The organism is Enterobacter sp. IF2SW-B1 (assembly GCF_001743375.1).
Classification (GTDB): Bacteria; Pseudomonadota; Gammaproteobacteria; order Enterobacterales; family Enterobacteriaceae; genus Enterobacter; species Enterobacter bugandensis.
The window spans coordinates 1-24,073 of the sequence record NZ_MJAA01000015.1; the positions used below are offsets into that span (position 1 = coordinate 1).

The window sequence follows — 24,073 nt, forward strand, 5'->3', positions numbered from 1 at the left end:
TTTCGTCCGAGGACGTTAAGAATCCATGTCACTTTGAGTGCCCACACAGATTGTCTGATAAATTGTTAAAGAGCAGTGCCGCTTCGTTTTCGCTGCGGCGCGGGGTGTGCATATTACGCTTTCCCGCTTCAGAGTCAAGCGTTTATTTTGCTTTTCTCTGCTGACCCGGCGGCGTGTGTGCCGTTGTTCCGTGTCAGTGGAGGCGCATTATAGGGAGTTATTCTGAAGTGACAAGCACAAAATACAAAAAACTTTTCGTTCGCTCACTTTTCAAACTTAACGCTTATTTAAGTCGCGAATCGCCCGCTAAATGGGCAATTTCCCGCGCAAAACTGGCCACCTGCGACCAGTCGGTATAAACCACTTCTTTACGCGTATCGGTTTCGCCACCCGTCATCTTCATTATCAGGCGAATCATGAAGCGGTCATACCAGCGGTAGCGAGGATAGCGCAGCGCACCGGCAAAGACGGCGCACAGATCCGGTTGCCACGGCGAGCTGAGTAAAAACTTACGCGTGTAGCTGTTGGTCTGCGGCGTACGCTTCTCAGCTTTACGGGCAACCAGATTGACCGAGTAAAACGCGCCCGGCAATGTGTTGAGTACCGCCGTATGCTTTTTCACAAAGCGATCCAGCGCCGGATGGAAGTGTCCGTAACGAATGGAGGCGCCAATCACCACGCGATCGTACTCCTGCCAGGCAATCTCCTCCGCGCGATTCAGGTTCACCACATCCGAGTAAATGCCCAGCTCTTTTAATTCCGACGCCAGATACGCGGCAATCTCACGCGTTTGTCCGTCTCGCGTAGAGAAAAGAATCAGTGTTTTCATCAACGGCTCCTTATTCGCGCCAGAATGTTGGGGTAAACAGTACCAGCAGCGTAAAGACCTCAAGACGACCAAACAGCATATTGGCAATAAGGATCCATTTCGCAACCGGGTTCATGCTGGCAAAGTTATCCGCCACAACCCCCAGGCCAGGCCCGAGGTTGTTCAGTGTTGCGACGACGGACGCAAAGGCGGAGAAATCATCCACTCCCGTCGCGATGATCGCCAGCATGCTGACGATAAAGACCAGCGCATACGCCGAGAAGAACCCCCACACCGCTTCGAGGATACGTTCCGGCAGCGCGCGGTTCCCCAGCTTAATGCTGTAGACCGCGTTCGGGTGGACCAGGCGCTTCAGCTCACGGTTCCCCTGTTTGAACAGCAGCAGAATACGAATCACCTTCAGGCCACCGCCCGTCGACCCGGCGCAGCCGCCGATAAACGCGGAGCACAGCAGAAGTACCGGCAGGAACAGCGGCCAGCGCGCGATGCTGTCCGTGGTAAACCCGGCGGTCGTCGCCATCGACACCACCTGGAAAAACGCCTGATTGAGCGTGGTCAGCGCCGAGTTGTAAACATCATGGAACCACAGCACCAGGGTGCAGATGACGACCAGGGTAAGCTGGACGCCAATGAACATGCGAAACTCAGGATCGCGCCAGTACACCTTCAGACTACGTCCGCTCAGTAAAGAGAAGTGCAGGCCGTAGTTACAGCCAGAGATCAGCAGGAAAATCGCAATGATGGTGTTAATCGTTGGGCTGTCGAAGTACCCCACGCTGGCATCGTGAGTGGAGAACCCGCCAATGGCAATTGTCGCAAAGCTGTGCCCGATAGCATCGAAGGCAGGCATCCCGGCAAACCACAGCGCCAGCGCGCAGGCTACCGTCAGCAAAACATAAATCAACCACAGGGTTTTCGCCGTCTCGGCAATACGCGGACGCATCTTGTTGTCTTTCAACGGCCCCGGCATTTCAGCCCTGTACAGCTGCATCCCCCCGACGCCCAGAATCGGCAGGATGGCCACCGCCAGGACGATGATCCCCATCCCCCCGAACCACTGCAGCATCTGGCGATAAAAGAGAATAGCGTGGGGTAACGAATCCAGCCCCACCAGCGTCGTCGCACCGGTGGTCGTTAAACCGGAAAACGATTCAAAAAAGGCATCCGTGATGCTGAGGTTAGGCTGCTCAGAGAAGATAAAGGGCAGCGAACCGACGCTTCCCAGCACCGTCCAGAACAGGACCACAATCAGAAAGCCTTCGCGAGATTTCAGCTCACCTTTCTGACGACGGTTCGGCCACCACAGCAGCGAGCCGATCGCCAGCGCGACAAAGAAGGTCTGGGTAAAAGCCCGCCCCGCGCCGTCCCGGTAGATAAGCGCCACCAGTCCAGGGAGAATCATCGTCCCCGAAAAGAGTATGACCAGCAGTCCAACGATTCGGGTTATGGCACGAAAATGCATCTCTGCCGCTTCCTTTGGTATTCAAAAAGTGAGGTGGGGATTATTCTTCAATCGGCAGCAATTGCAACGAACCGCGACTGAAATCAGCCAGTTTTGCTGAAAAAGCAGCCAGTTCTGCCTGAGGAAGCGCCACGCGTAATTGCACCATTGCCTGGTAATCACTGTGCGCAATCACGCCGTTAAATTGTTTGAGCAGTGTTTCAATGCCCGATAGCTGAGCGTAATCGCACAATAAAGTATATTCGGTGAGCGGCGTTTTGCGGGTGGTCGTCAGGATATTCAGTGCCTGCTGAACGCCACCGCCATACGCTTTAACCAGCCCGCCCGTACCTAACAGGATGCCGCCGTAGTAGCGCACCACCACGGCGGTAATTTCACCCACGCCGCTGCCCATCAGCTGGGAGAGCATGGGTTTACCGGCTGTGCCCGCCGGTTCACCGTCGTCTGAAAAACCGAGCTGTTGCGAATCGTCCGGTGTCCCTGCCACCCACGCCACGCAGTGGTGACGTGCGTCAGGGTGCTCCGCGCGAACGGACTCGACAAACGCTTTCGCCGCCTCTACGCCGTCGGTGTGCGCCAGCAGCGTAATAAAGCGGCTTTTCTTGATTTCCTCAACAAAGGTGACCGGTTCAGCCGGTATCAGCCAGCTTTCCATCAGGCCAGCTTCAGGTCTCGCGTCATATTCTCGATACCGTTCTCGTGAACCACCACGTTATCTTCGATACGAATGCCGCCAAACGGTTTCAGCGCGTCGATTTTTTCCCAGTTGAAGTGCTTGCTGAACTGCCCTTCACGCCACGGCGCCAGCAGGGATTCAATAAAGTAGATCCCCGGCTCGATGGTCAATACCATGCGCGGCTCAAGAATACGGGTGCAGCGCAGGTAAGGATATTTAGACGGTGCCGCCAGGTGCGTGCCGGTATCATCCTGCATGAAGCCCGCAACGTCGTGAACCTGCAGGCCCAGCGGGTGGCCGATACCGTGCGGCATGAATGGTCCAGTCAGGTCGTTTTCGACCATCGCCTCTTCGCTCATGTCTTTCACAATCTGATGCTTACGCAGCAGTTTAGCAATGCGCTGATGGAACTGGATGTGGTAATCCACGTAGCTGGTTCCGGCCTTCATGGTGCCAATCAGCGCCAGCTGTTCGTCGTTGACGTCCTTAATAAGCTGCGCAAAATCGGTATCCGCATTCGCCGCCCAGGTGCGGGTCAGATCGGCCGCATAGCCGTTGTACTCTGCGCCTGCGTCCAGCAGGAAGCTGCGCATCTCAGACGGAACCTGATGATCCAGTTTGGTGTAGTGGAGAACAGACGCGTGCTCATTCAGCGCGACGATGTTGCTGTACGGTACGTCGGTGTCACGATGACCGGTTGCGGTCAGGTAGGCCAGGTTGATATCGAACTCGCTCATGCCTGACTGGAACGCTTCGTGCGCGGCGCGGTGGCCATTCACCGCCGTTTTTTGCGCTTCACGCATGCAGTAGAGTTCATAGTCGGTTTTATACGCGCGGTAATAGTGCAGGTAATCCAGCACGCCTTTCGGATTGAGTTTGTCTGCCGGAATATCCAGACCGAGCGCACGTTCAGGTACAGGGCCAATGTAGCCGATGTTGCCGCGCGCCGCTGGCAGCTGGCTGCCAATGCCGTCCGCTTTTGGCAGGGCGATCACCTCAATTTCTTCGGTCCAGAAAGAGGTCGGCAGCGGTTCGACGTTGTGCCAGTAATCAACCGGCAGGTAGAACCACAGTTTCGGCTTGTTCACGCCGTCCACCAGCAGCCAGCAATTCGGAACCTGTGTCACCGGCACCCAGGCTTTAAACTGCGGGTTAACCTTAAACGGATAGGCGTGGTCATCAAGAAAAGTATTCATCAGCTCGCCGGAGTGGATCAGAAGAGCATCCAGCTTGAAGCGGGCCAGTACATCGCGGGTACGTTCCTGTAGGGTAACGATATGATTTTTATAAAGCGAAGCCAGTGAGTCCATCATTCTTCCTTTCGTTTTTTTGACCTCAAGTCATCGCATCTTAGCACACCTCACTCCGGCTGCGTGATTTCCACCGACCGTGATCAACGCAGCAATTTCTTAATGAGTAATTTGCATTTTATTAACATAAATTCCACACTCCGTCTCATCTGGTATGACCAGATCCACTTGCTGGATTCAGGAGACTGACATGCTTTACAAAGGCGACACCCTGTACCTCAACTGGCTGGAAGATGGCATTGCCGAACTGGTGTTCGATGCCCCCGGCTCAGTGAATAAGCTTGATACCGCGACGGTGGCCAGTCTTGGCCAGGCGCTAGAAGTACTTGAAAAGCAATCTGAATTAAAAGGGCTGCTGCTGCGTTCTAACAAAGCGGCCTTTATCGTCGGTGCCGATATCACCGAATTCCTTTCGCTGTTCCAGGTTCCGGAAGAACAGCTGAGCCAGTGGCTGCACTTTGCCAACAGCGTCTTTAATCGTCTGGAAGATCTGCCTGTTCCAACGATCTCTGCCGTGAACGGCTACGCGCTGGGCGGCGGCTGCGAGTGCGTGCTGGCGACCGACTACCGTCTGGCGACGCCGGACCTGCGTATCGGCCTGCCGGAAACCAAGCTGGGCATCATGCCGGGCTTTGGCGGTTCCGTGCGTATGCCCCGCATGCTGGGCGCCGACAGCGCCCTGGAAATCATTGCCGCCGGTAAAGACGTGGGTGCAGAACAGGCGCAGAAAATTGGTCTGGTCGACGGCGTCGTGAAACCAGAGAAGCTGGTTGAAGGTGCACTCGCCATTCTGCGTCAGGCGATTAACGGCGACCTCGACTGGAAGGCCAAACGTCAGCCGAAGCTCGAGCCGTTAAAGCTCAGCAAGATTGAAGCCACCATGAGCTTCACCATCGCCAAAGGCATGGTGATGCAGACGGCGGGTAAACACTACCCGGCGCCAATCACGGCGGTGAAAACCATTGAAGCGGCAGCCCGCTTTGGCCGCGACGAAGCCCTGAAGCTGGAAAACCAGAGCTTTGTTCCACTGGCGCACACCAATGAAGCCCGCGCGCTGGTTGGCATCTTCCTCAACGATCAGTTCGTGAAAGGCAAAGCCAAACAGCTGACCAAAAACGTTGAGACGCCAAAACACGCGGCGGTACTCGGCGCCGGTATTATGGGCGGCGGCATCGCTTACCAGTCGGCCTGGAAAGGCGTGCCGGTAGTGATGAAAGACATCAACGAGAAATCTCTGACGCTGGGCATGACCGAAGCCGCCAAGCTGCTGAATAAACAGCTTGAGCGCGGAAAAATTGACGGGCTGAAGCTCGCAGGCGTGATCTCAACCATCCAGCCTGTGCTGGAATACAGCGGTTTCGACCGTGTGGACGTGGTGGTTGAAGCGGTCGTTGAGAACCCGAAAGTCAAAAAAGCGGTGCTGGCGGAAACGGAAGACAAGGTTCGCCCGGACGCCGTCCTGGCCTCAAACACCTCCACAATCCCCATCAGCGAACTGGCGAGCGTGCTGAAGCGTCCGGAAAACTTCTGCGGAATGCACTTCTTCAACCCGGTACACCGTATGCCACTGGTCGAAGTGATCCGTGGAGAAAAAACCTCTGACGAAACCATCGCTAAAGTCGTGGCGTGGGCAAGCAAGATGGGTAAAACGCCGATCGTCGTTAATGACTGTCCAGGTTTCTTCGTGAACCGCGTGCTGTTCCCGTACTTCGCCGGCTTCAGCCAACTACTGCGCGACGGCGCGGACTTCCGCAAAATCGACAAAGTAATGGAAAAACAGTTCGGCTGGCCGATGGGCCCGGCGTATCTGCTGGACGTCGTCGGCATTGATACCGCCCACCACGCGCAGGCCGTCATGGCGGCGGGCTTCCCGCAGCGCATGCAGAAAGATTATCGCGATGCCATTGACGCCCTCTTTGACGCCAACCGCTTCGGACAGAAAAACGGCCTGGGCTTCTGGCGTTATAAAGAAGACAGCAAAGGCAAACCGAAGAAAGAAGAAGATGCGGCGGTGGATGGCCTGCTGGCCGACGTATGCCAGCCGAAACGCGACTTCACCGACGACGAAATTATTGCCCGCATGATGATTCCGATGATCAACGAAGTGGTCCGTTGCCTGGAAGAAGGCATTATCGCCAGCCCGGCAGAAGCGGATATGGCGTTGGTATATGGCCTGGGCTTCCCTCCGTTCCACGGCGGCGCGTTCCGCTGGCTGGATACGCTCGGCAGCGCCCGCTATCTCGATATGGCGCAACAGTATCAGCACCTCGGCCCGCTTTATGAAGTGCCGGAAGGGCTGCGTAACAAAGCGCGCCATAACGAACCCTACTATCCAGCAGTTGAGCCAGCCCGTCCGGTTGGCGCGCTGAAAACGGCTTAAGGAGTCACAATGGAAAAGGTTGTCATTGTTGATGCGATTCGCACCCCGATGGGCCGTTCAAAAGGCGGTGCGTTCCGTAACGTGCGAGCGGAAGATCTCTCCGCGCACCTGATGCGTAGCCTGCTGGCGCGTAACCCGGCGCTGGACCCAGCAGCGCTCGACGATATCTACTGGGGCTGCGTGCAGCAAACGCTGGAGCAGGGCTTCAACATCGCCCGCAACGCGTCGCTGCTGGCGGAGATCCCGCATTCGGTTCCGGCCGTTACCGTCAACCGCCTGTGCGGTTCGTCGATGCAGGCCCTGCACGACGCGGCGCGCATGATCATGACCGGCGATGCGCAGGCCTGTCTGGTCGGCGGCGTTGAACACATGGGCCACGTGCCGATGAGCCACGGGGTCGATTTCCATCCGGGCATGAGCCGCAACGTGGCGAAAGCCGCAGGCATGATGGGCCTGACCGCCGAGATGCTCTCCCGCCTGCACGGCATCAGTCGTGAAATGCAGGATGCTTTTGCCGCGCGCTCTCACGCCCGCGCCTGGGCCGCCACGCAGTCCGGTGCCTTCAAGAATGAGATCATCCCGACCGGGGGCCACGATGCAGACGGCGTACTGAAGCAGTTCAGCTACGACGAAGTCATTCGTCCGGAAACGACGGTCGAAGCGCTTTCTACCCTGCGTCCGGCATTTGATCCGGTCACCGGTACGGTAACGGCAGGGACGTCGTCGGCGCTGTCCGACGGTGCCGCCGCGATGCTGGTGATGAGCGAAAGCCGCGCCCGCGAGCTGGGCCTGACGCCACGCGCTCGCGTGCGTTCGATGGCGGTGGTGGGCTGCGATCCTTCAATCATGGGTTACGGCCCAGTTCCGGCCTCGAAGCTGGCGCTGAAAAAAGCGGGCTTAACTGCCAGCGATATCGATCTGTTCGAGATGAACGAAGCGTTTGCCGCGCAGATCCTGCCGTGCATTAAAGATCTGGGGCTGATGGAGCAGATCGACGAGAAGATTAACCTCAACGGCGGCGCGATCGCCCTCGGTCACCCGCTGGGCTGTTCCGGGGCGCGTATCAGCACGACGCTGATTAACCTGATGGAACGCAAAGATGCCCAGTTTGGTCTGGCAACGATGTGTATCGGCCTGGGTCAGGGTATCGCGACGGTGTTTGAGAGAGTGTAAGTAAGGAAAAGTATCTCAAAGCCAATGACGTCAGAACAAGGCGGCAAGCGAGCGAATCCCGATGAGCTTACATTAGTAAGTGATTCGGGTGACCGAGCGCAGCCAACGCAGTTATGGCGTCATTGGCGAAGAGAGACAGTTTAGTTGCCGTTCTTCCCGCCTGTCAGGGGCGGGCTTTTTATTTAGATAAACGCAAACGCATCGCCAAACAGGCGATCTTCACGCGCATCGCGTTCGTTACAGAACAGGTCGCGGGCAATTTTCGCCATCTCGAAACGGCCTGCAATGTAGATATCATGTCCTGCCAGCGTGCCGTGATCCTGCAGTACCGCCGTCAGCACCGTCCCGCTACGTCCACGCCAGCCCTCTTCCGGCTGCTCGACCACTGGCTCAATGCGCAGGTTAGGATGGTTAACGCTCAGCGCTTCCAGTTCAGACAGGTCGTACAGGTGCTTCTCTTCGCGGCCGCCCCAGTAGATGGTGATGTCACGGTCTGGATTACGCGCCAGCGCGGTCAACAGAATAGAGCGCACATAGGAGAAGCCCGTACCGCCCGCGATCAGAATCAGCGGACGGTCTTCGTCATCACGCAACCACGCGTCGCCGTGAGGAATGTCGACCACAATCTCACGCTCTTTCAGGATGCGGTCCATCACGGCCATCGCGTACAGGTTAAGCTCAGACGCACCAATATGCAGCTCAATAAATTCCTGCTCTGCTGGCGTAGAGGCCATAGAGAAAGGACGCTTATCACGCTCATCCATCACCACCATCAGGTACTGGCCGGCACGGAATGAGAATGCCGCTTCAGGAACCAAACGGACGCGATATACGGTGTCGGTAATAGCATCTACCGACGTCACTTTACAGCTTAAGGTTGTCATTCGCTCTCTCTGTCGGGAAGTCTATAGGGCTTAACGGTCAGCTCAGGGTTTACCGTTATTCATTATGGCCAGTTCGTCCCAGATCGCGTCAATTCGCGCGGTCACAGCAGGATCTTTTTTGATCGGGCGACCCCATTCACGGTCGGTTTCGCCAGGCCATTTATTTGTGGCATCCAGTCCCATCTTTGAGCCAAGACCGGAAACCGGCGAGGCAAAATCCAGATAATCTATCGGCGTATTTTCGACTAACACCGTATCACGCGCAGGATCCATTCGCGTGGTTATCGCCCAGATAACGTCGTTCCAGTCACGGGCGTTAACGTCATCATCGCAGACAATAACAAATTTGGTATACATAAACTGGCGCAGGAAAGACCATACGCCCATCATCACGCGTTTAGCATGTCCGGGATACTGCTTCTTCATCGTGACCACCGCCATGCGATACGAGCATCCTTCAGGCGGCAGATAAAAATCAACGATTTCCGGGAACTGCTTTTGCAGGATCGGCACAAATACTTCGTTCAGCGCCACGCCGAGCACCGCCGGTTCATCCGGTGGGCGGCCAGTATAGGTGGAGTGATAAATCGCATCTTCACGCTGAGTAACATGCGTGACGGTAAACACCGGGAAGTTATCCACTTCGTTGTAATAGCCGGTATGGTCGCCGTATGGGCCTTCTGGCGCCATTTCACCCTGCTCAATGTAACCTTCCAGCACAATTTCGGCGCTGGCCGGCACTTCGAGATCGTTGGAGATACACTTCACGACCTCGGTTTTAGTCCCGCGCAGCAGGCCAGCAAACGCATATTCAGAGAGCGTATCCGGTACGGGCGTGACCGCCCCCAGAATGGTGGCCGGATCGGCACCTAACGCGACAGACACCGGGAACCGTTCACCCGGATGTGCAGCACACCACTCCTGGAAATCCAGCGCGCCGCCGCGGTGCGACAGCCAGCGCATGATGAGCTTATTCTTGCCAATTAGCTGCTGGCGATAAATACCGAGGTTTTGCCGCTCTTTATGCGGTCCGCGCGTCACGGTGAGGCCCCAGGTTATCAGCGGCGCAGCATCTTCAGGCCAGCACTGCATGATAGGGATTTTGGTGAGATCCACCGCATCGCCTTCCAGCACTTTCTGCTGACACGGCGCGCCGCGCAGGCGTTTGGTGGGCATGTTCAACACCTGCTTAAACTGCGGCAGCTTATCGAACAGATCGCGGAAACCTTTCGGTGGCTCAGGCTCTTTCAGAAATGCCAGCAGTTTCCCCACTTCACGCAGCGCGGTAACGTCTTCCTGCCCCATTCCCAGCGCGACACGACGCGGGGTGCCAAACAGGTTGCACAGCACCGGCATTGAGTAACCTTTTGGATTTTCAAACAGTAATGCAGGGCCACCGGCACGCAGGGTGCGGTCAGCAATTTCTGTCATTTCCAGATAAGGATCAACAGGAAGTGTAATGCGTTTCAGTTCACCCTGCTTTTCCAGCAGCGTCAGGAAGTCGCGGAGATCGTGGTATTTCATGCAGTTAGTCATGGCCTCTCTGTAAGCGCTTCATTATACGGCGTAAGCCTGCTTGATGCTGTAATTTTGTTAAATTAGCGTGAACTTATCCGCTGTGTTCGAATTTCCCCCATTATAATCAACTTAGCGATCCCTCCAGGGTTTTGATATGCTTGCGCCCCGAACTAAGGGAAAGAGTGATTATGCAGGCCTGGTATTTACTGTATTGCAAACGCGGGCAACTTCAGCGCGCGCAGGAACATCTTGAACGTCAGTCTGTAAATTGTCTGACACCCGTGATCACGCTTGAAAAAATGCAGCGCGGGAAGCGCACAACCGTCAGTGAGCCTTTATTCCCGAACTATCTGTTTGTGGAGTTCGACCCTGAGGTGATCCACACCACTACCATCAGCGCAACGCGCGGCGTCAGCCACTTCGTTCGTTTTGGTGCCCACCCGGCAATCGTTCCGTCGACCGTCATTCATCAGCTGTCTGTTTATCAACAGCCTGAAGGGATCACCGACCCGGAAACCCCTTACGCGGGTGATAGCGTCGTCATTACCGAAGGCGCATTCGAAGGCCTGCAGGCGATTTTCGCCGAGCCGGACGGTGAAGCGCGCTCCATGCTGTTGCTCAATCTGCTGAACAAGCAGGTGCTGCAGAGCGTGAAAAACACCGACTTCCGCAAAGTTTAAACGTTTATCCCGAACAGGCGACGCACGTTGTCATCCGTCTGAGCGGAAAGCCAGTGCGGATCCTCTCCACGCCAGTGCGCTACGCGCTCAACTATGTGCCCCAGCAAGGCGGGCTCGTTTCGCCGCGATGCCGGTTTGGGCTTCATATCTCGCGGCAGCAGGTATGGCGCATCGGTTTCAAGAAGCAAACGGTCTGCCGGGATTATCGGCAGCAGCTCGCGAAGCTCAAGCCCGCGGCGCTCATCACACACCCAACCGGTGATCCCCAGATACAAACCGCGGTTCAGGCAATCCAGCGCTTCCTGGCGAGACCCGGTGAAGCAGTGGAGCACTGCGCCGGTCAGTTTATCCAGCCACGGGTCCAGCAGTGCGAGAAAACGTTCATGCGCGTCGCGACAGTGCATAAAGACGGGCATTTCAAGCTCTGCCGCCAGCGCAAGCTGGGCAGTGAACGCCTTTTCCTGTTCTTCAGGCGTGGAGAAGTTGCGGTTAAAATCGAGCCCGCACTCGCCAATAGCCACCACCTCTGCCGTTTTTGCCAGCCTGCGCAGGGTTTCTGCGCTCTCCGCCGTCCACTGGCTGCTGTCATGAGGGTGGACGCCGGCGGTTGACCAGCAGTGTTGATAGCGTTGCGCCAACAGCAGCGCCTGCTCGCTCTCATGCAGGTTGGTCCCGGTCAGGAGCAGCCCTTTTACGCCAGCCTCAAAAGCACGCGCAACCACCTCGTCACGATCTTTGGCAAACTGCGAGCTGGTCAGGTTGAGTCCGATATCAAACATGCGATTCCCCATAGAACAACCGCCCTGACGGGCGGCTGGTTTTACTCTTCAGTGGTCTTTTCGGACGCATCGTCTTCATCGTCCGACCGGCGTCCTTTTCCCACGTAGAAACGCGAGAAGAATACGCCAACCTCAAACAGGCAGTACATCGGTATTGCCAGCAGCGTTTGTGAGAAGACGTCCGGCGGCGTCAGCAGCATGCCGACTACGAAGGCGCCCACCAGAATATAGGGACGCTTCTTACGCAGGTCATCAGGGGTGGTTACCCCAACCCAGCAGAGCAGCACAATGGCCACCGGCACTTCAAACGCCACACCGAACGCCATAAACAGCGCCATCACAAAGCTGAGGTAGCTGGCGATATCCGTCGATACCTGAACCCCTTCCGGCGCGGTATGCGTCAGGAAGCTAAAGGCCAGCGGGAAGACAACGAAGTAGGCAAACGCCATGCCGATATAGAACAGCAGCGAACTGGAGACCAGCAGCGGGATCACCAGTTTACGTTCGTGCCTGTACAGTGCTGGCGCCACAAATGCCCATACCTGATAAAGGATGACGGGTGCAGACGCAATCAACGACACCCAGAAGGTGAGCTTAATAGGGGTGAAAAACGGTGATGCAACGTCTGTTGCAATCATCGTTGCCCCCAGCGGCATCTGCTTGATCAGCGGCGCAGAAACCACCTGATAAATATCGTTGGCGAAATAGACCAGGCACAGGAATATGAGGAATACCGCAATAATGCAGTTTAACAGGCGCTTACGCAGCTCAATAAGGTGCGTAATAAGCGGTTGAGTATCATCTACTGCCATAGTTACGCTTTATCACTCGACGAGGGGGATGATTCGGAAACGGGCGCGGCGGGTTTCGCTTCAGCCGCTTTTACCACCGGCTCTTCCGGCTGCGCCTGTTTTTTCAGTTCAGTTTCCTGCGGCGTTTGTTCAGGCGCTGCGGCCTGGTGCTCCGCACTCGCTGGCGTCACGCCCTCACGCTGCGCTTCGCTGTCCTTCACCACCGGGTTATGAATAGTGTTCGCTTCATCGCTCGCTTTTTCAGGATCGTTAACGCTGTAAGAGCGCTTCATGGATTCCGCCGCTTCGCGCAGCTCATCCATTGAGGCTTTCAGTTCCGGCGTCAGGTTATCCATGCTCGCCTTCTCAACCTTTTTCAGGCTTTCCTGAAACTCCTGCAGCTTAAGTTCCTGCGCCAGCTCGTTCTGAACGGTCGAAGCCAGCGATCTTAGCGCTCGAACCCAGCCCACGACGGTTTTCACCGCTACCGGCAGACGCTGCGGCCCCAGCACGATCAGACCAATCACAAAGACCAGCAGCAGCTCACTAAAACCAATGTCGAACACGACTTACACCTGCTCTTTATCGTGGCGTTTAGCGTCTTCCTTTTTGGCATCTTCTTGCTTATCGGAGATGGATTTAGCAGTAAAGTCAGCGTCCTGGCTGGTTTTATCCTGCTTGCTCTCATCATCGCTCATTGCTTTCTTGAAGCCTTTGATAGACGCGCCCAGATCGGAACCAATAGAACCGAGCTTTTTGGTGCCAAACAGCAGCACAACGATGACGGCAATAATGACTAATTGCCAGATACTGATACCACCCATACATATTCCTCAGGGATAGATGATTAATTGGTCAGGTCGCATTATACGTATGCGACCTGTCGATGGCGATGCAAACTCAGCGCGTTTTTCTCCATCCTGCAAGCCAGACAACAACCCCGCCAGCCATCAGCCAGGCGGGCATCATCTGCCAGTCAGGACGGTTGATCAGCAGCAACGTACCGCTCAGCAGCAGCGTTGCGCCAATGCCAAAGAGGTAGCGTGACTGTCCCTGGCGCACACGGCTGGACTGAAGCTCGCGGGCGATTTTATCCATGCTGTGCTGAAGATTCTTGCTCTGACGCAAACTGTCGTAAACCAGTTCAGGAATTTCAGGCATTTTTTCGATCCAGAACGGTCCTTTCTCTTTCAGCGAACGCACCAGCGCTGGAAGGCCAACCTGATCCTTAATCCAGGATTCCAGGAAAGGTTTAGCCGTCTTCCACAAGTCTAACTGAGGATAGAGTTGTCGACCTACACCCTCAACGTAAAGTAATGTTTTCTGAAGTAAAACTAACTGTGGCTGAACTTCCATATTAAAGCGGCGGGCCGTATTGAACAGGTTTAACAGCACGTGTCCAAAAGAGATCTCTGCCAGCGGTTTTTCAAAAATCGGTTCGCAAACGGTACGGATAGCAAACTCGAACTCTTCGACGTTGGTGTCTGGCGGAACCCAGCCGGAATCCACATGCAGCTCGGCCACCTTACGGTAGTCGCGGTTGAAGAAGGCGATGAAGTTCTCAGCCAGATAACGTTTATCTTCTTTATTCAGCGAGCCCACAATTCCGCAGTCGATACCGATGTATTTCGGATCCTCAGGATGCTCATAGCTCACGAAGATATTGCCCGGATGCATGTCCGCATGGAAAAAACTGTCGCGGAATACCTGGGTAAAGAAGACCTGCACGCCACGTTCGGCCAGCAGCTTCATGTTCGTTCCCTGCTTCTCCAGGGCCACCACATCCGAAACCGGAATACCGTAGATGCGCTCCATGACCATCATGTTCTGGCTGCAATAGTCAGAATAGACTTCAGGCACGTAGAGCATCGGGCTGTTTTCAAAATTGCGGCGCAGCTGAATGGCGTTTGCCGATTCACGCAGCAGATTAAGCTCATCAATCAGCGTTTTTTCATATTCCCGCACCACTTCCATCGGGCGCAGTCGACGGCCGTCCGGCAGCAGACGCGGAACCCAGCGCGCCAGACGATAAATTAGCTTCATGTCGGCTTTGATAATCGGCAGGATATCCGGGCGGATCACCTTGATCACCACCTCTTTGCCGTTCTCTTTCAGACGCGCAGTGTGCACCTGAGCGATAGAAGCCGACGCCAGCGGTTCTATTTCGAAATCGTCAAACCAGGTTTCAACGGGAAGGTTACCCATCGCCTCCTCGATCTGTTTCTTCGCTCTCACCCCGTCAAACGGGGCGACACGGTCCTGCAGCATCGCCAGTTCATCGGCAATGTGCGGCGGGAAGAGATCGCGGCGGGTTGAGAGCATCTGTCCGAACTTAATCCATACCGGGCCGAGCTCCTGCAGTGCCAGACGCAGGCGTTCACCCAGCGGCTGACCTTTATGTCGATTTGGCATCCAGAACAGCGTCCGCCGCCAGATCCTGAGCGGCAGCGTGATACGCATTTTGGGGATGAGCTCGTCGAGCCCGTAACTCAAAAAGGTGTGGATGATAAAATAGAGGCGCCGAATTTCACCAGGCGTCATTTGCCCTCCAGTTTTTCCAGCCGTTTGCTTAGGGCATCAACCGCACGTTCAACCGCGGCCGTCTCTTCTGCGAACCACGCAACTTCCAGCGGCCCGGGCGCCATGCGCCACTCTTCGGTCAGCACTTCCGCGGCATAACGCTGTTGGCGTTGCAGATTTTTGCGCAGGAACGCCGTGCCGCCATGAATAACTTTCCCGATCCCTTCAGCGGCGATGTCGCCAATAAAAGGCGCCAGCAGCTCTGCCGGGTCAAACTCAGCCAGATCGCTGAGCGCAACGAAGTTCTGCACGACCTGGATGTCGCCTTCCACTTCCAGCTCACCGCTGCGGATAAGCGCCGTTAATTGCTGGCGATCGCGCAGTTTTGGCAGCACGCTCATATGGGTAATGACCGAGCAATCAGCTTCACCTTCCCACTCACCCAGAACGTCAAGCTGACGTTCGCTGAAAACCAGCACGAGCGGCGTCGAGAACTCTTTTAACACAATGCGCAGTACCTTCCCGTTTAGCCGCTGACGTGCGGCTTTCAGCGCCGGAGCGCGATACAGGAAGGCATTCAGCACATTCTCGATGCCTGCAGTGACTAAGGGTTTAAAGGGCACGGGACACCTCCACTCAGAATTTGTAACCGCGATGCAGCGCGACGACACCCGCCGTCATGTTGAAGTACTCAACGTTCTCAAATTCCGCATCCTGCATCATGGCTTTTAAGGTGTCCTGATCCGGATGCATGCGAATTGATTCCGCCAGATAGCGATAGCTTTCCGCGTCGTTTGCCACCAGTTCGCCAATACGCGGCAGCACGTGGAAGGAATATGCGTCGTAGGCTTTGCTCAGCGGATCGATAATCGGTTTAGAGAACTCGAGCACCAGCAGGCGTCCACCCGGCTTCAGCACGCGGTACATGGAACGCAGTGCTTTTTCTTTATCGGTGACGTTACGCAGACCGAAGGAAATCGTGATGCAGTCAAAAGTATTGTCCGGGAACGGCAGCGCTTCGGCGTTGGCCTGCACGTATTCCACGTTACCCACCACGCCGATGTTACGCAGCTTTTCGCGTCCCATTTTAAGCATGGAGTCATTAATATCAGCCAGTACAACGCGACCGGTTTCGCCCACCAGACGGGAGAATTTCGCCGTCAGATCGCCCGTACCGCCAGCCAGATCGAGAACCGTTTGTCCACGACGCACACCGCTGCAGTCGATGGTGAAGCGCTTCCACAAGCGATGAATGCCGAACGACATCAAGTCATTCATCACATCGTACTTCGCCGCCACGGAATGAAATACGTGGGCCACCATGTCAGCTTTCTGCGCTTTGGCTACAGTCTGAAAGCCAAAGTGCGTCGTGTCTTGTGAATCGTCAACCATCTCAGAGCCTGCTAATCAGTCAAATGTTCGTGAAGTGTAACAGATTGGGCGCAATTGCCCTACGATTCAACCACCGCGAAAGAAACGCGCTGGCTGCTCGTCTGGCGATAAATCCGCCGCTAAATCGTTGTCCTGGTTGGGGGTATTTTGTTCATCCCCGCCCTCACGCAGTCGGAACTCTTCGTCCTGCGCTGTGGCCTGTTCGACCAATTCCGGATTAATCTCGCGTTTAACCTCCACTCCCAGGCTGCGGAATGCTTCAGCCTGCGCAAGCAGGTTGCCACGCCCGGAGGAGAGCTTTTTCATCGCCTGGCGGTAGTTATCCTGCGCACGATCCAGGCTTTGCCCGACGGAGGACATGTCGTCCACGAAGAGGCGCATTTTGTCGTACAGCTTGCTGGCGCGGTCGGCAATCTGCTGCGCGTTACGGCTCTGGTGCTCATAGCGCCACAGGTTCGCAATGGTGCGTAAGGCCACCAGCAGCGTGGTGGGGCTGACCAGCATAATGTTATTTTTCAGCGCTTCGGTGATCAGTTCGGGCTGTCTGTCGAGCGCCAGCAAAAACGCGGGTTCGACCGGGATAAACATCAGCACGTAGTCCAGCGAGCGCAGCCCCGGCAGTTGCTGATAATCCTTTCTACCCAGCAGGCGAATATGGTTACGCACGGAGGCAATGTGCTCCTGCAGCGCCGATTCGCGCGTATAGTCATCTTCAGCGTTGAAGTAGCGCTCATAGGCCACCAGCGTCATTTTGGCGTCAATGACCACATCTTTGCCCTGCGGCAGACGCACAATCACATCCGGCTGCATTCGCGAGCGGGCATCGTTTTCGATACTCACCTGCGTTTCGTATTCATACCCTTCCCGCAGGCCAGAGGCCTCCAGCACGCGGGTGAGCACCACTTCCCCCCAGTTACCCTGGGTTTTGTTATCGCCTTTCAGCGCCCGCGTCAGGTTGACCGCTTCCTGCGCCATCTGGGCATTCAGCTGTTGAAGATTGCGGATCTCATGCGCCAGCGTGTGGCGTTCGCGGGCTTCCTGACCAAAGCTGTCCTGTACCTGACGGCGAAAGCCGTCCAGCTGTTCGCGCAGCGGCGTCAGCAGGCTGTTCAGGCTCTGGCGATTTTGCTCATCAACGCGGCGGTTGCTGTGCTCGAAAATGCGGTTGGCGAGGTTCTCGAACTGCTCGCTGAGGCGCTGCTCGCTGTTGATCATCTGGCGGATTTTGTCTTCGGCATGCAGCTGGGTGGATTCAAGGCGGGTAGTCACTTCGCGGAGATCGGCCTCCAGCGAGGTGTTGATATCACGCAGGTTACGCAGTTCGTTATTGAGCAGTTCACACTCGTCGCGCCAGTGGTCGCTTAGGGCAAGCTGCTGTTTTGCGGCGCTTAAATCGGCGACGATCTCTTCGCGTTCAGCCAACTGCTCGGCCTTCTGCTGTACATGCTGATAGCTGGATATCAGCCAGCCTATCGCCACGCCCGCCAGCGCAATTACCGCATAAATCAGGATTGAGATATCCACAATGCCCCCTGCATCAACGTATTACCCGCACAAAATAAGATTGTGCTGTATAAACGTCCAGTTTGAAAGGGTTTTCCTGCGAGGCGCTACGCAAAAAATAAAGGCCGAACGCGTCGGCCTTTTATCTCAGAGAGGAGGACTAGATCAGGCGGCGAGCCGCTTCAACCACGATTTTCACCGCGTGACTTTCTGTCTGCTTCATGGTTTCGGCGTTCGGGATCTCCTGCTGGGTACGGTTGACGATAACGCCCGCCACCATACCGGCACGCAGACCCTGGCTTGCGCACATGGTCAGCAACGTTGCGGATTCCATCTCGTAGTTCATCACGCCCATGGATTGCCACTCTTCCATTGAGCCTTTGAAGCGGCTCACTACGCGGCCTGAGAAGGTGTCGTAACGCTCCTGGCCCGGATAGAAGGTATCAGAAGAGGCAGTTACGCCCACATGAGTGGTTGCGCCCACGGATTTCGCCGCTTCAACCAGCGCGGTGGTGCACTCGAAGTCAGCCACTGCCGGGAATTCCATCGGTGCAAAGTGCAGGCTTGCGCCGTCCAGACGCACGGATGCGGTCGTCACCAGCACGTCGCCGACGTTAATGTGCGGCTGAATCGCGCCGGTGGTGCCGATACGCAGGAAAGTACGAATGCCCAGCTGCGCCAGCTCTTCCACGGCAATAGAGGTAGACGGGCCACCGATACCGGTAGAGCACACAATCACCGCTTTGCCATCCAGCTCTGCGCGCCAGGTGGTGAATTCACGATGGGCAGCCAGCTTGACCGGCTTATCCATCAGCGCGGCGATCTTTTCCACACGCTCTGGGTCGCCAGGGACGATAGCGAGCGTAGCCCCTTGTAAATCATTTTTAGTGAGGCCGAGATGAAAAACATCAGACTTAGACATAGGTGACTCCTCTGTGGGTCGGTTAGTCAGAAGAAGTAAAACGGTACTTTACAGAAGCGGTAAGCATAATTTCGTGACACATCTCACCATGAATGAAAATGATTGCATTGAATTTCCATCAAAAGGTGACTCACATCACATTAACAAGTTATATCGTCCGGTGCTGCACAAAAGATAGACCGTTTAAGGCACTGTGAGTTGTTAACCTGGTGTCTATATTTACCTTTGCGCTAACTCATTGGTACGGAGAATGCCATGACTGAAAAAACCGGATTTGCACCTGCTGCGGCTCCACATGCTTCAACCATCGTCTCAACCTCAGAAGAGGCCATTACGGCAGGCGAGACCTCCATCCCCTCTCAGGGAGAAAATATGCCTGCCTGGCACGCGCGGCCAAAGTCAGCAGACGGCCCGCTGCCCATCGTGATTGTGGTTCAGGAGATTTTCGGCGTTCACGAACATATTCGCGACCTCTGCCGCCGCCTGGCGCTAGAGGGTTATCTGGCCGTTGCGCCAGAGCTCTACTTCCGTCAGGGCGATCCGAATGACTACAGTGATATCCCGACGCTCTTCAGCAACCTGGTCAGCAAAGTGCCGGACGCGCAGGTGCTGGCAGACCTAGACCACGTCGCCAGCTGGGCGGCGCGCAACGGCGGCGACCCGCACCGCTTAATGGTCACCGGTTTCTGCTGGGGTGGACGCATTAGCTGGCTGTATGCCGCGCATAACCCGCAGCTGAAAGCCGCCGTTGCCTGGTACGGCAAACTGGTGGGCGAAAAGACGCTGAACTCACCGAAGCATCCGGTTGATATCGCTACCGATCTCAATGCCCCGGTGTTAGGGCTGTATGGCGGCCAGGATACCGGCATTCCGCTTGATACCGTCGAGACGATGCGCCACGCGCTGCGGGCGGCGAACGCGAAGGCCGAAATCGTGGTGTATCCCGATGCCGGACACGCGTTTAATGCCGATTATCGTCCGAGCTATCACGCGGAATCCGCGAAAGATGGCTGGCAGAGAATGCTGGCATGGTTTAGCCAGTACGGTGGGAAGAAAGCATAAAAAAAGCCCGGGGGCGACTGCGCCTTACCGGGCCTGCGCGTCATCAAGCCTGACGTAAGTTCTGCGCCGCCTTCACCATGTTGGCGAGCGCCGCACGCGTCTCCGGCCAGCCGCGGGTTTTCAGGCCGCAGTCCGGGTTTACCCACAGGCGTTCTGCCGGGATACGCTGGGCAGCTTTCCTCAGCAGCACTTCAATCCACTCCACGCTCGGCACGTTCGGGGAGTGAATGTCATATACGCCCGGCCCAATTTCGTTCGGGTAGTCGAACTCTTCAAACGACTCCAGCAGCTCCATGTCTGAACGCGAGGTCTCGATGGTGATCACGTCTGCATCCAGCGCGGCAATCGAATCCATGATGTCGTTAAATTCGCAGTAACACATATGGGTGTGGATCTGGGTGTCGTCCTTCGCCACTGCGGCGTTGATGCGGAACGCTTCCACGCCCCACTGCAGGTAAGCATCCCAGTCGCTGCGGCGCAGCGGCAAACCTTCGCGCAGCGCCGGTTCGTCAATCTGGATGATGCCAATCCCCGCCGCCTCCAGATCCGCCACTTCATCACGCAGCGCCAGCGCGATCTGTTTGGCGATGGTTTCACGGGTCACGTCTTCGCGCGGGAACGACCAGCAGAGAATGGTCACCGGGCCGGTCAGCATGCCTTTTACCGGCTTGTCGGTCAGGGACTGGGCGTACTTCGCCCACTCCACCGTGATCGGTTCCGGGCGGCTGACGTCCCCAATGACCACCGGCGGCTTCACGCAGCGGGAGCCGTAGCTCTGCACCCAGCCATTCTGGGTAAAGACGAAGCCGTCCAGGTGTTCACCGAAGTATTCGACCATGTCGTTACGCTCGGCTTCGCCGTGCACCAGCACGTCCAGCCCGAGGCGTTCCTGCTCGATAATCGCCTGCTTGATGTGTTCCGCAATGCCGGTGCGGTAATGATTCGCGTCCAGATTGCCCTTTTTGAAGTCCAGACGCAGGCCGCGGATCTCGGTAGTTTGCGGGAATGAACCGATGGTCGTGGTCGGCCACGCGGGAAGATTGAAGCGGGCGCGCTGGGCTTCGGCACGTACCTCGTACGGGCTCTGACGCTGGCTGTCCCGGGCGGTGATGGCCGCCAGACGTTTTTCCACCGCCGGGTTGTGCACGCGAGCCGAGTGACGACGCGCCTGAATCGGTGCGCTCCATTCGGTAATCGCCGCCGTATCGCCGCTGTTGAGCGCATCGCGCAGCAACGCCAGCTCTTCACATTTTTGCAGGGCGAAGGCAAACCAGCTTTTCACTTCAGGGTCGAGACGGGTCTCCACGCTCAGATCGATCGGACTGTGCAGCAGAGAGCATGATGATGCCACCCACAGCTCGCGTTTGCCGACGATGTCTTTAATTTGGGCGTATTTCTCGCTCAGATCGGCGCGCCAGACGTTACGGCCGTTGACCAGACCGGCGGAGAGTAACCACTCCTCAGGCAGGCGCTTGTGCAGCTCTGCGACATCGTCCTTACCGTGAACCAGGTCAACGTGCAGGCCCTGAACCGGCAGCGCGGTGATAGTGTCGAGGTTTGGCGTCACGCCCTCGAAATAGGTGGTCAGCAGCAGCTTCACCTGTCCGGTGAGCGCGTCATACGCCGGTTTGAAGGCATCGAGCCACTCCTGCGGCAGCTCCAGCACCAGCGCGGGTTCGTCGATTTGCACCCACTGAATGCCGCGCTTGCCCAGCTCAATCAGCACCTGCTTATAGACCGGCAGAATATCGTTCAGCAGGCTGAGGCGGTCAAATTGTTCGCCCTTCACTTTACCCAGCCACAGGTAGGTTACCGGCCCCAGCAATACGGGCTTCACCTGGTGGCCCAGCGCCAGCGCTTCATCCACTTCGTCCAGAAGCTGCGTCCAGGCCAGCGTAAACTGCTGACCTTTGACGAACTCCGGCACCATATAGTGATAGTTGGTGTTAAACCACTTGGTCATTTCCGCCGCTGCCGCTGGCTCACCCGTTGGCGCGCGGCCACGGCCGATGCGGAACAGGGTGTCGATATCCACCGATCCATCTTTGTTCTGATGACGAGCCGGCACGTTGCCCAGCAGCAGGCTGGTCGTCAGAACATGGTCGTACCAGGCGAAATCGCCCACAGGCAGCAGGTCAATACCCGCCTGTTTTTGCTGATCCCAGTGACGGGCGCGCAGCTCCCGCCCCACCGCCAGGAGTTCTTCACGGGTGGCGTTGCCCGCCCAGTAGCTTTCTTGCGCTTTTTTCAGCTCGCGACGCAGGCCAACGCGAGGAAAACCGAGAGTGTGAGTGCGGATTGTCATGGTATGCCCCTTGTGAAATTTGTTATTTAGACGTCCAGATGTTTACACATCTATAATTGGCAGGTACTGTATATTCCTCAAGCGCAAAATGTTCATGGCGGAGTGAAGGACTTTCATGATCGAGATTAAACACCTGAAAACGCTACAAGCGTTGCGGAACTGCGGTTCGCTCGCGGCGGCGGCGGCCACGCTGCACCAGACCCAGTCCGCCCTTTCTCACCAGTTCAGCGATCTGGAACAACGCCTCGGATTTCGTCTTTTTGTGCGTAAGAGCCAGCCTTTGCGCTTTACGCCGCAGGGTGAAATTCTTCTTCAACTGGCGAATCAGGTACTGCCGCAGATCGCCAGCGCGCTGCAGGCGTGTAACGAGCCGCAGCAGACCAAACTGCGGATCGCCATTGAGTGCCACAGCTGTATTCAGTGGCTGACCCCCGCGCTTGAGAACTTCCGCCAGAAGTGGCCGCAGGTGGAGATGGACTTTAAATCCGGCGTGACCTTTGACCCGCAGCCCTCGCTCCAGCAGGGCGAGCTGGATCTGGTGATGACGTCCGACATCCTGCCGCGGAGCGGCCTGCACTATTCGCCGATGTTCGATTTTGAGGTGCGTCTGGTGCTGGCGCCGGACCATCCGCTGGCGGCCAAAACGCGCATTACGCCGGAAGATCTGGCGACAGAAACGCTGCTGATTTACCCGGTTCAGCGCAGCCGCCTGGATATCTGGCGTCATTTCCTGCAGCCGGCAGGCATCAGCCCGCAGCTGAAAAGCGTGGATAACACCCTGCTGCTGATCCAGATGGTGGCGGCCAGCATGGGTATCGCGGCGCTGCCGCACTGGGTGGTGGAGAGCTTTGAACGCCAGGGTCTGGTGGTCACCAAAACCCTGGGGGAAGGACTGTGGAGCCGGCTGTACGCCGCCGTGCGCGACGGCGAGCAGCGTCAGCCGGTTACGGAGGCGTTTATTCGCTCAGCGCGGAACCACGCGTGCGACCATCTTCCGTTTGTGCGGAGCGCGGAGCGACCCAGCGGCGATGGACCCACAGTGAAGCCAGGATCACCGCCCCCCCAATAAGGAAGCTCGGCCAGTGCGGCTGTTCCTGCCAGATGGCAAGGTTCACCAGCAGCCCCGCCGGGACGTGCACGTTGTTCATGATCCCCAGCGTACCGGCGTCTACCTGCGTAGCGCCGTAGTTCCACATAAAGTACCCCAGCCCCGACGCCACCACGCCCAGCCAGACCAGAACGCTCCACTGCACGGTGGTGGTCGGCAGCTTTTGCGGGTTGCCGAGCATAAACCACGCCGCCACCGCGACGATCGCCGCGCCCATATAGAACCACGCAAACGCGTTGTGCTGCGGCATCGGGCGGGTTTCCATCAGGCGCTTATAGCCCACCATACCAATGGCAAAGCTGATGTTGGCAAGCTGGACGAACATCAGCCCTGTCCAGAAGTGATCGCTCACTTTGTCGTAGCGAATGATCGCCGCGCCAATAACCGCCAGCGCGGCGCTTAGCAGATATCCCCAGCGCAGGCGGCGCCTGCTGAGCAGGTCGTAAATCAGCGTGATATAGAGCGGCGTCAGCACGGTAAAGAGCAGGAATTCGGAGACGGACAGGTAGACGTAAGCCCGGAAGCTGAACAGATACATGATGCCAAGCTGCATCGCCCCCACCAGCATGTACAGCAGAATGGTTTTCAGCGATTGCCCGCGCGTGCGCAGGAACGGCAGGAACACCAGCGCCGCCAGCCCCACGCGCATTAGCACCGAGAAGTAACTGTCGACCGAACCGGCAAGGTATTCGCCAATCAGGCTAAAGGAGAAGGCCCACAGGATAGTGGTGATAATGAGTAGCGCCACAATGCTTGTCTCTCAGAAAGAAGGACAGGCA

22 protein-coding genes are annotated in these 24,073 nt (G+C 56.7%); 5 read left to right on the top strand and 17 right to left on the bottom strand.

Going from position 1 to position 24,073, the window contains the following annotated elements; genetic code table 11:
* Positions 1-283 precede the first annotated feature (283 nt).
* Genes hemG through pepQ form a run of 4 tightly spaced genes read right to left on the bottom strand, consistent with a single transcriptional unit; the run spans position 284 to position 4,277 of the window.
* A complete protein-coding gene (hemG, locus tag A6013_RS22425) occupies positions 284-829 on the bottom strand; it encodes a menaquinone-dependent protoporphyrinogen IX dehydrogenase (RefSeq protein ID WP_048959733.1) in 546 nt (181 codons plus the stop codon).
* A gap of 10 nt (positions 830-839) precedes the next feature.
* Positions 840-2,291, bottom strand: a complete 1,452-nt coding sequence (gene trkH / locus A6013_RS22430; protein WP_013099227.1) for a Trk system potassium transporter TrkH — start codon at positions 2,289-2,291, stop codon at positions 840-842.
* A gap of 40 nt (positions 2,292-2,331) precedes the next feature.
* On the bottom strand, positions 2,332-2,946 hold the full coding sequence (locus A6013_RS22435; protein WP_059357721.1) for an IMPACT family protein: 615 nt from the start codon (positions 2,944-2,946) through the stop codon (positions 2,332-2,334).
* Positions 2,946-4,277: a Xaa-Pro dipeptidase gene (gene pepQ / locus A6013_RS22440; RefSeq protein ID WP_028014769.1), complete on the bottom strand. Its 1,332-nt coding sequence runs from the start codon at positions 4,275-4,277 to the stop codon at positions 2,946-2,948. The genes A6013_RS22435 and pepQ overlap by 1 nt, the downstream gene beginning before the upstream one ends.
* A gap of 190 nt (positions 4,278-4,467) precedes the next feature.
* On the opposite strand from pepQ, the gene fadB reads away from it, so the two are divergent.
* Positions 4,468-6,657: a fatty acid oxidation complex subunit alpha FadB gene (gene fadB / locus A6013_RS22445; RefSeq protein ID WP_045260977.1), complete on the top strand. Its 2,190-nt coding sequence runs from the start codon at positions 4,468-4,470 to the stop codon at positions 6,655-6,657.
* Between the two features lie 9 nt (positions 6,658-6,666).
* Positions 6,667-7,830, top strand: coding sequence for an acetyl-CoA C-acyltransferase FadA (gene fadA / locus A6013_RS22450; protein WP_008501515.1), 1,164 nt, complete (start codon positions 6,667-6,669; stop codon positions 7,828-7,830).
* A gap of 182 nt (positions 7,831-8,012) precedes the next feature.
* On the opposite strand, the gene fre is transcribed toward fadA, so the two are convergent.
* On the bottom strand, positions 8,013-8,714 hold the full coding sequence (fre, locus tag A6013_RS22455) for an NAD(P)H-flavin reductase (RefSeq protein WP_028014772.1): 702 nt from the start codon (positions 8,712-8,714) through the stop codon (positions 8,013-8,015).
* A gap of 42 nt (positions 8,715-8,756) precedes the next feature.
* Positions 8,757-10,250, bottom strand: coding sequence for a 4-hydroxy-3-polyprenylbenzoate decarboxylase (gene ubiD, locus A6013_RS22460; protein ID WP_028014773.1), 1,494 nt, complete (start codon positions 10,248-10,250; stop codon positions 8,757-8,759).
* Between the two features lie 170 nt (positions 10,251-10,420).
* On the opposite strand from ubiD, the gene rfaH reads away from it, so the two are divergent.
* On the top strand, positions 10,421-10,912 hold the full coding sequence (gene rfaH / locus A6013_RS22465) for a transcription/translation regulatory transformer protein RfaH (RefSeq protein WP_047366709.1): 492 nt from the start codon (positions 10,421-10,423) through the stop codon (positions 10,910-10,912).
* Here the strand turns inward: rfaH and tatD are convergent.
* The 9 genes from tatD to udp form a co-directional block, all read right to left on the bottom strand.
* The gene (gene tatD, locus A6013_RS22470; RefSeq protein WP_069733801.1) at positions 10,909-11,691 is read right to left on the bottom strand and encodes a 3'-5' ssDNA/RNA exonuclease TatD; all 783 of its coding nucleotides are present in this window, start codon (positions 11,689-11,691) and stop codon (positions 10,909-10,911) included. The two genes, rfaH and tatD, sit on opposite strands and share 4 nt — an antisense overlap.
* A gap of 41 nt (positions 11,692-11,732) precedes the next feature.
* A complete protein-coding gene (tatC, locus tag A6013_RS22475) occupies positions 11,733-12,503 on the bottom strand; it encodes a Sec-independent protein translocase subunit TatC (RefSeq protein WP_069733802.1) in 771 nt (256 codons plus the stop codon).
* Between the two features lie 2 nt (positions 12,504-12,505).
* Positions 12,506-13,048: a Sec-independent protein translocase protein TatB gene (gene tatB, locus A6013_RS22480; RefSeq protein WP_028014776.1), complete on the bottom strand. Its 543-nt coding sequence runs from the start codon at positions 13,046-13,048 to the stop codon at positions 12,506-12,508.
* Positions 13,049-13,051: 3 nt separating this feature from the next.
* On the bottom strand, positions 13,052-13,306 hold the full coding sequence (gene tatA, locus A6013_RS22485; protein ID WP_013099238.1) for a Sec-independent protein translocase subunit TatA: 255 nt from the start codon (positions 13,304-13,306) through the stop codon (positions 13,052-13,054).
* 76 nt (positions 13,307-13,382) lie between these two features.
* A complete protein-coding gene (ubiB, locus tag A6013_RS22490; protein WP_028014777.1) occupies positions 13,383-15,023 on the bottom strand; it encodes a ubiquinone biosynthesis regulatory protein kinase UbiB in 1,641 nt (546 codons plus the stop codon).
* On the bottom strand, positions 15,020-15,625 hold the full coding sequence (gene ubiJ / locus A6013_RS22495; RefSeq protein ID WP_028014778.1) for a ubiquinone biosynthesis protein UbiJ: 606 nt from the start codon (positions 15,623-15,625) through the stop codon (positions 15,020-15,022). Before ubiJ ends, ubiB begins: the two co-directional genes overlap by 4 nt.
* 13 nt (positions 15,626-15,638) lie before the next feature.
* On the bottom strand, positions 15,639-16,394 hold the full coding sequence (gene ubiE, locus A6013_RS22500; protein WP_028014779.1) for a bifunctional demethylmenaquinone methyltransferase/2-methoxy-6-polyprenyl-1,4-benzoquinol methylase UbiE: 756 nt from the start codon (positions 16,392-16,394) through the stop codon (positions 15,639-15,641).
* Positions 16,395-16,460: 66 nt separating this feature from the next.
* Entirely contained in the window at positions 16,461-17,918 is a 1,458-nt protein-coding gene (gene rmuC, locus A6013_RS22505; protein ID WP_063944120.1) for a DNA recombination protein RmuC, read from the bottom strand.
* Between the two features lie 139 nt (positions 17,919-18,057).
* The gene (gene udp, locus A6013_RS22510; RefSeq protein WP_003860792.1) at positions 18,058-18,819 is read right to left on the bottom strand and encodes a uridine phosphorylase; all 762 of its coding nucleotides are present in this window, start codon (positions 18,817-18,819) and stop codon (positions 18,058-18,060) included.
* A 255-nt stretch (positions 18,820-19,074) separates the two neighbouring features.
* Between udp and A6013_RS22515 the strand changes: the two genes are divergently transcribed.
* Entirely contained in the window at positions 19,075-19,881 is an 807-nt protein-coding gene (locus tag A6013_RS22515; protein WP_045631330.1) for a dienelactone hydrolase family protein, read from the top strand.
* 43 nt (positions 19,882-19,924) lie between these two features.
* On the opposite strand, the gene metE is transcribed toward A6013_RS22515, so the two are convergent.
* A complete protein-coding gene (gene metE, locus A6013_RS22520) occupies positions 19,925-22,186 on the bottom strand; it encodes a 5-methyltetrahydropteroyltriglutamate--homocysteine S-methyltransferase (RefSeq protein WP_069733803.1) in 2,262 nt (753 codons plus the stop codon).
* Positions 22,187-22,301: 115 nt separating this feature from the next.
* On the opposite strand from metE, the gene metR reads away from it, so the two are divergent.
* The gene (metR, locus tag A6013_RS22525) at positions 22,302-23,255 is read left to right on the top strand and encodes an HTH-type transcriptional regulator MetR (protein WP_028014783.1); all 954 of its coding nucleotides are present in this window, start codon (positions 22,302-22,304) and stop codon (positions 23,253-23,255) included.
* On the opposite strand, the gene A6013_RS22530 is transcribed toward metR, so the two are convergent.
* A complete protein-coding gene (locus A6013_RS22530; RefSeq protein ID WP_032644934.1) occupies positions 23,143-24,042 on the bottom strand; it encodes a carboxylate/amino acid/amine transporter in 900 nt (299 codons plus the stop codon). The genes metR and A6013_RS22530 overlap by 113 nt on opposite strands.
* Positions 24,043-24,073: the final 31 nt, after the last annotated feature.

Coding starts and splice junctions, on each gene's coding strand:
- hemG (WP_048959733.1), bottom strand. CDS start 829: ATGAAAACACTGATTCTTTTCTCTACGCGAGACGGACAAACGCGTGAG.
- trkH (WP_013099227.1), bottom strand. CDS start 2,291: ATGCATTTTCGTGCCATAACCCGAATCGTTGGACTGCTGGTCATACTC.
- A6013_RS22435 (WP_059357721.1), bottom strand. CDS start 2,946: ATGGAAAGCTGGCTGATACCGGCTGAACCGGTCACCTTTGTTGAGGAA.
- pepQ (WP_028014769.1), bottom strand. CDS start 4,277: ATGGACTCACTGGCTTCGCTTTATAAAAATCATATCGTTACCCTACAG.
- fadB (WP_045260977.1), top strand. CDS start 4,468: ATGCTTTACAAAGGCGACACCCTGTACCTCAACTGGCTGGAAGATGGC.
- fadA (WP_008501515.1), top strand. CDS start 6,667: ATGGAAAAGGTTGTCATTGTTGATGCGATTCGCACCCCGATGGGCCGT.
- fre (WP_028014772.1), bottom strand. CDS start 8,714: ATGACAACCTTAAGCTGTAAAGTGACGTCGGTAGATGCTATTACCGAC.
- ubiD (WP_028014773.1), bottom strand. CDS start 10,250: ATGACTAACTGCATGAAATACCACGATCTCCGCGACTTCCTGACGCTG.
- rfaH (WP_047366709.1), top strand. CDS start 10,421: ATGCAGGCCTGGTATTTACTGTATTGCAAACGCGGGCAACTTCAGCGC.
- tatD (WP_069733801.1), bottom strand. CDS start 11,691: ATGTTTGATATCGGACTCAACCTGACCAGCTCGCAGTTTGCCAAAGAT.
- tatC (WP_069733802.1), bottom strand. CDS start 12,503: ATGGCAGTAGATGATACTCAACCGCTTATTACGCACCTTATTGAGCTG.
- tatA (WP_013099238.1), bottom strand. CDS start 13,306: ATGGGTGGTATCAGTATCTGGCAATTAGTCATTATTGCCGTCATCGTT.
- ubiB (WP_028014777.1), bottom strand. CDS start 15,023: ATGACGCCTGGTGAAATTCGGCGCCTCTATTTTATCATCCACACCTTT.
- ubiE (WP_028014779.1), bottom strand. CDS start 16,394: ATGGTTGACGATTCACAAGACACGACGCACTTTGGCTTTCAGACTGTA.
- udp (WP_003860792.1), bottom strand. CDS start 18,819: ATGTCTAAGTCTGATGTTTTTCATCTCGGCCTCACTAAAAATGATTTA.
- A6013_RS22515 (WP_045631330.1), top strand. CDS start 19,075: ATGACTGAAAAAACCGGATTTGCACCTGCTGCGGCTCCACATGCTTCA.
- metE (WP_069733803.1), bottom strand. CDS start 22,186: ATGACAATCCGCACTCACACTCTCGGTTTTCCTCGCGTTGGCCTGCGT.
- metR (WP_028014783.1), top strand. CDS start 22,302: ATGATCGAGATTAAACACCTGAAAACGCTACAAGCGTTGCGGAACTGC.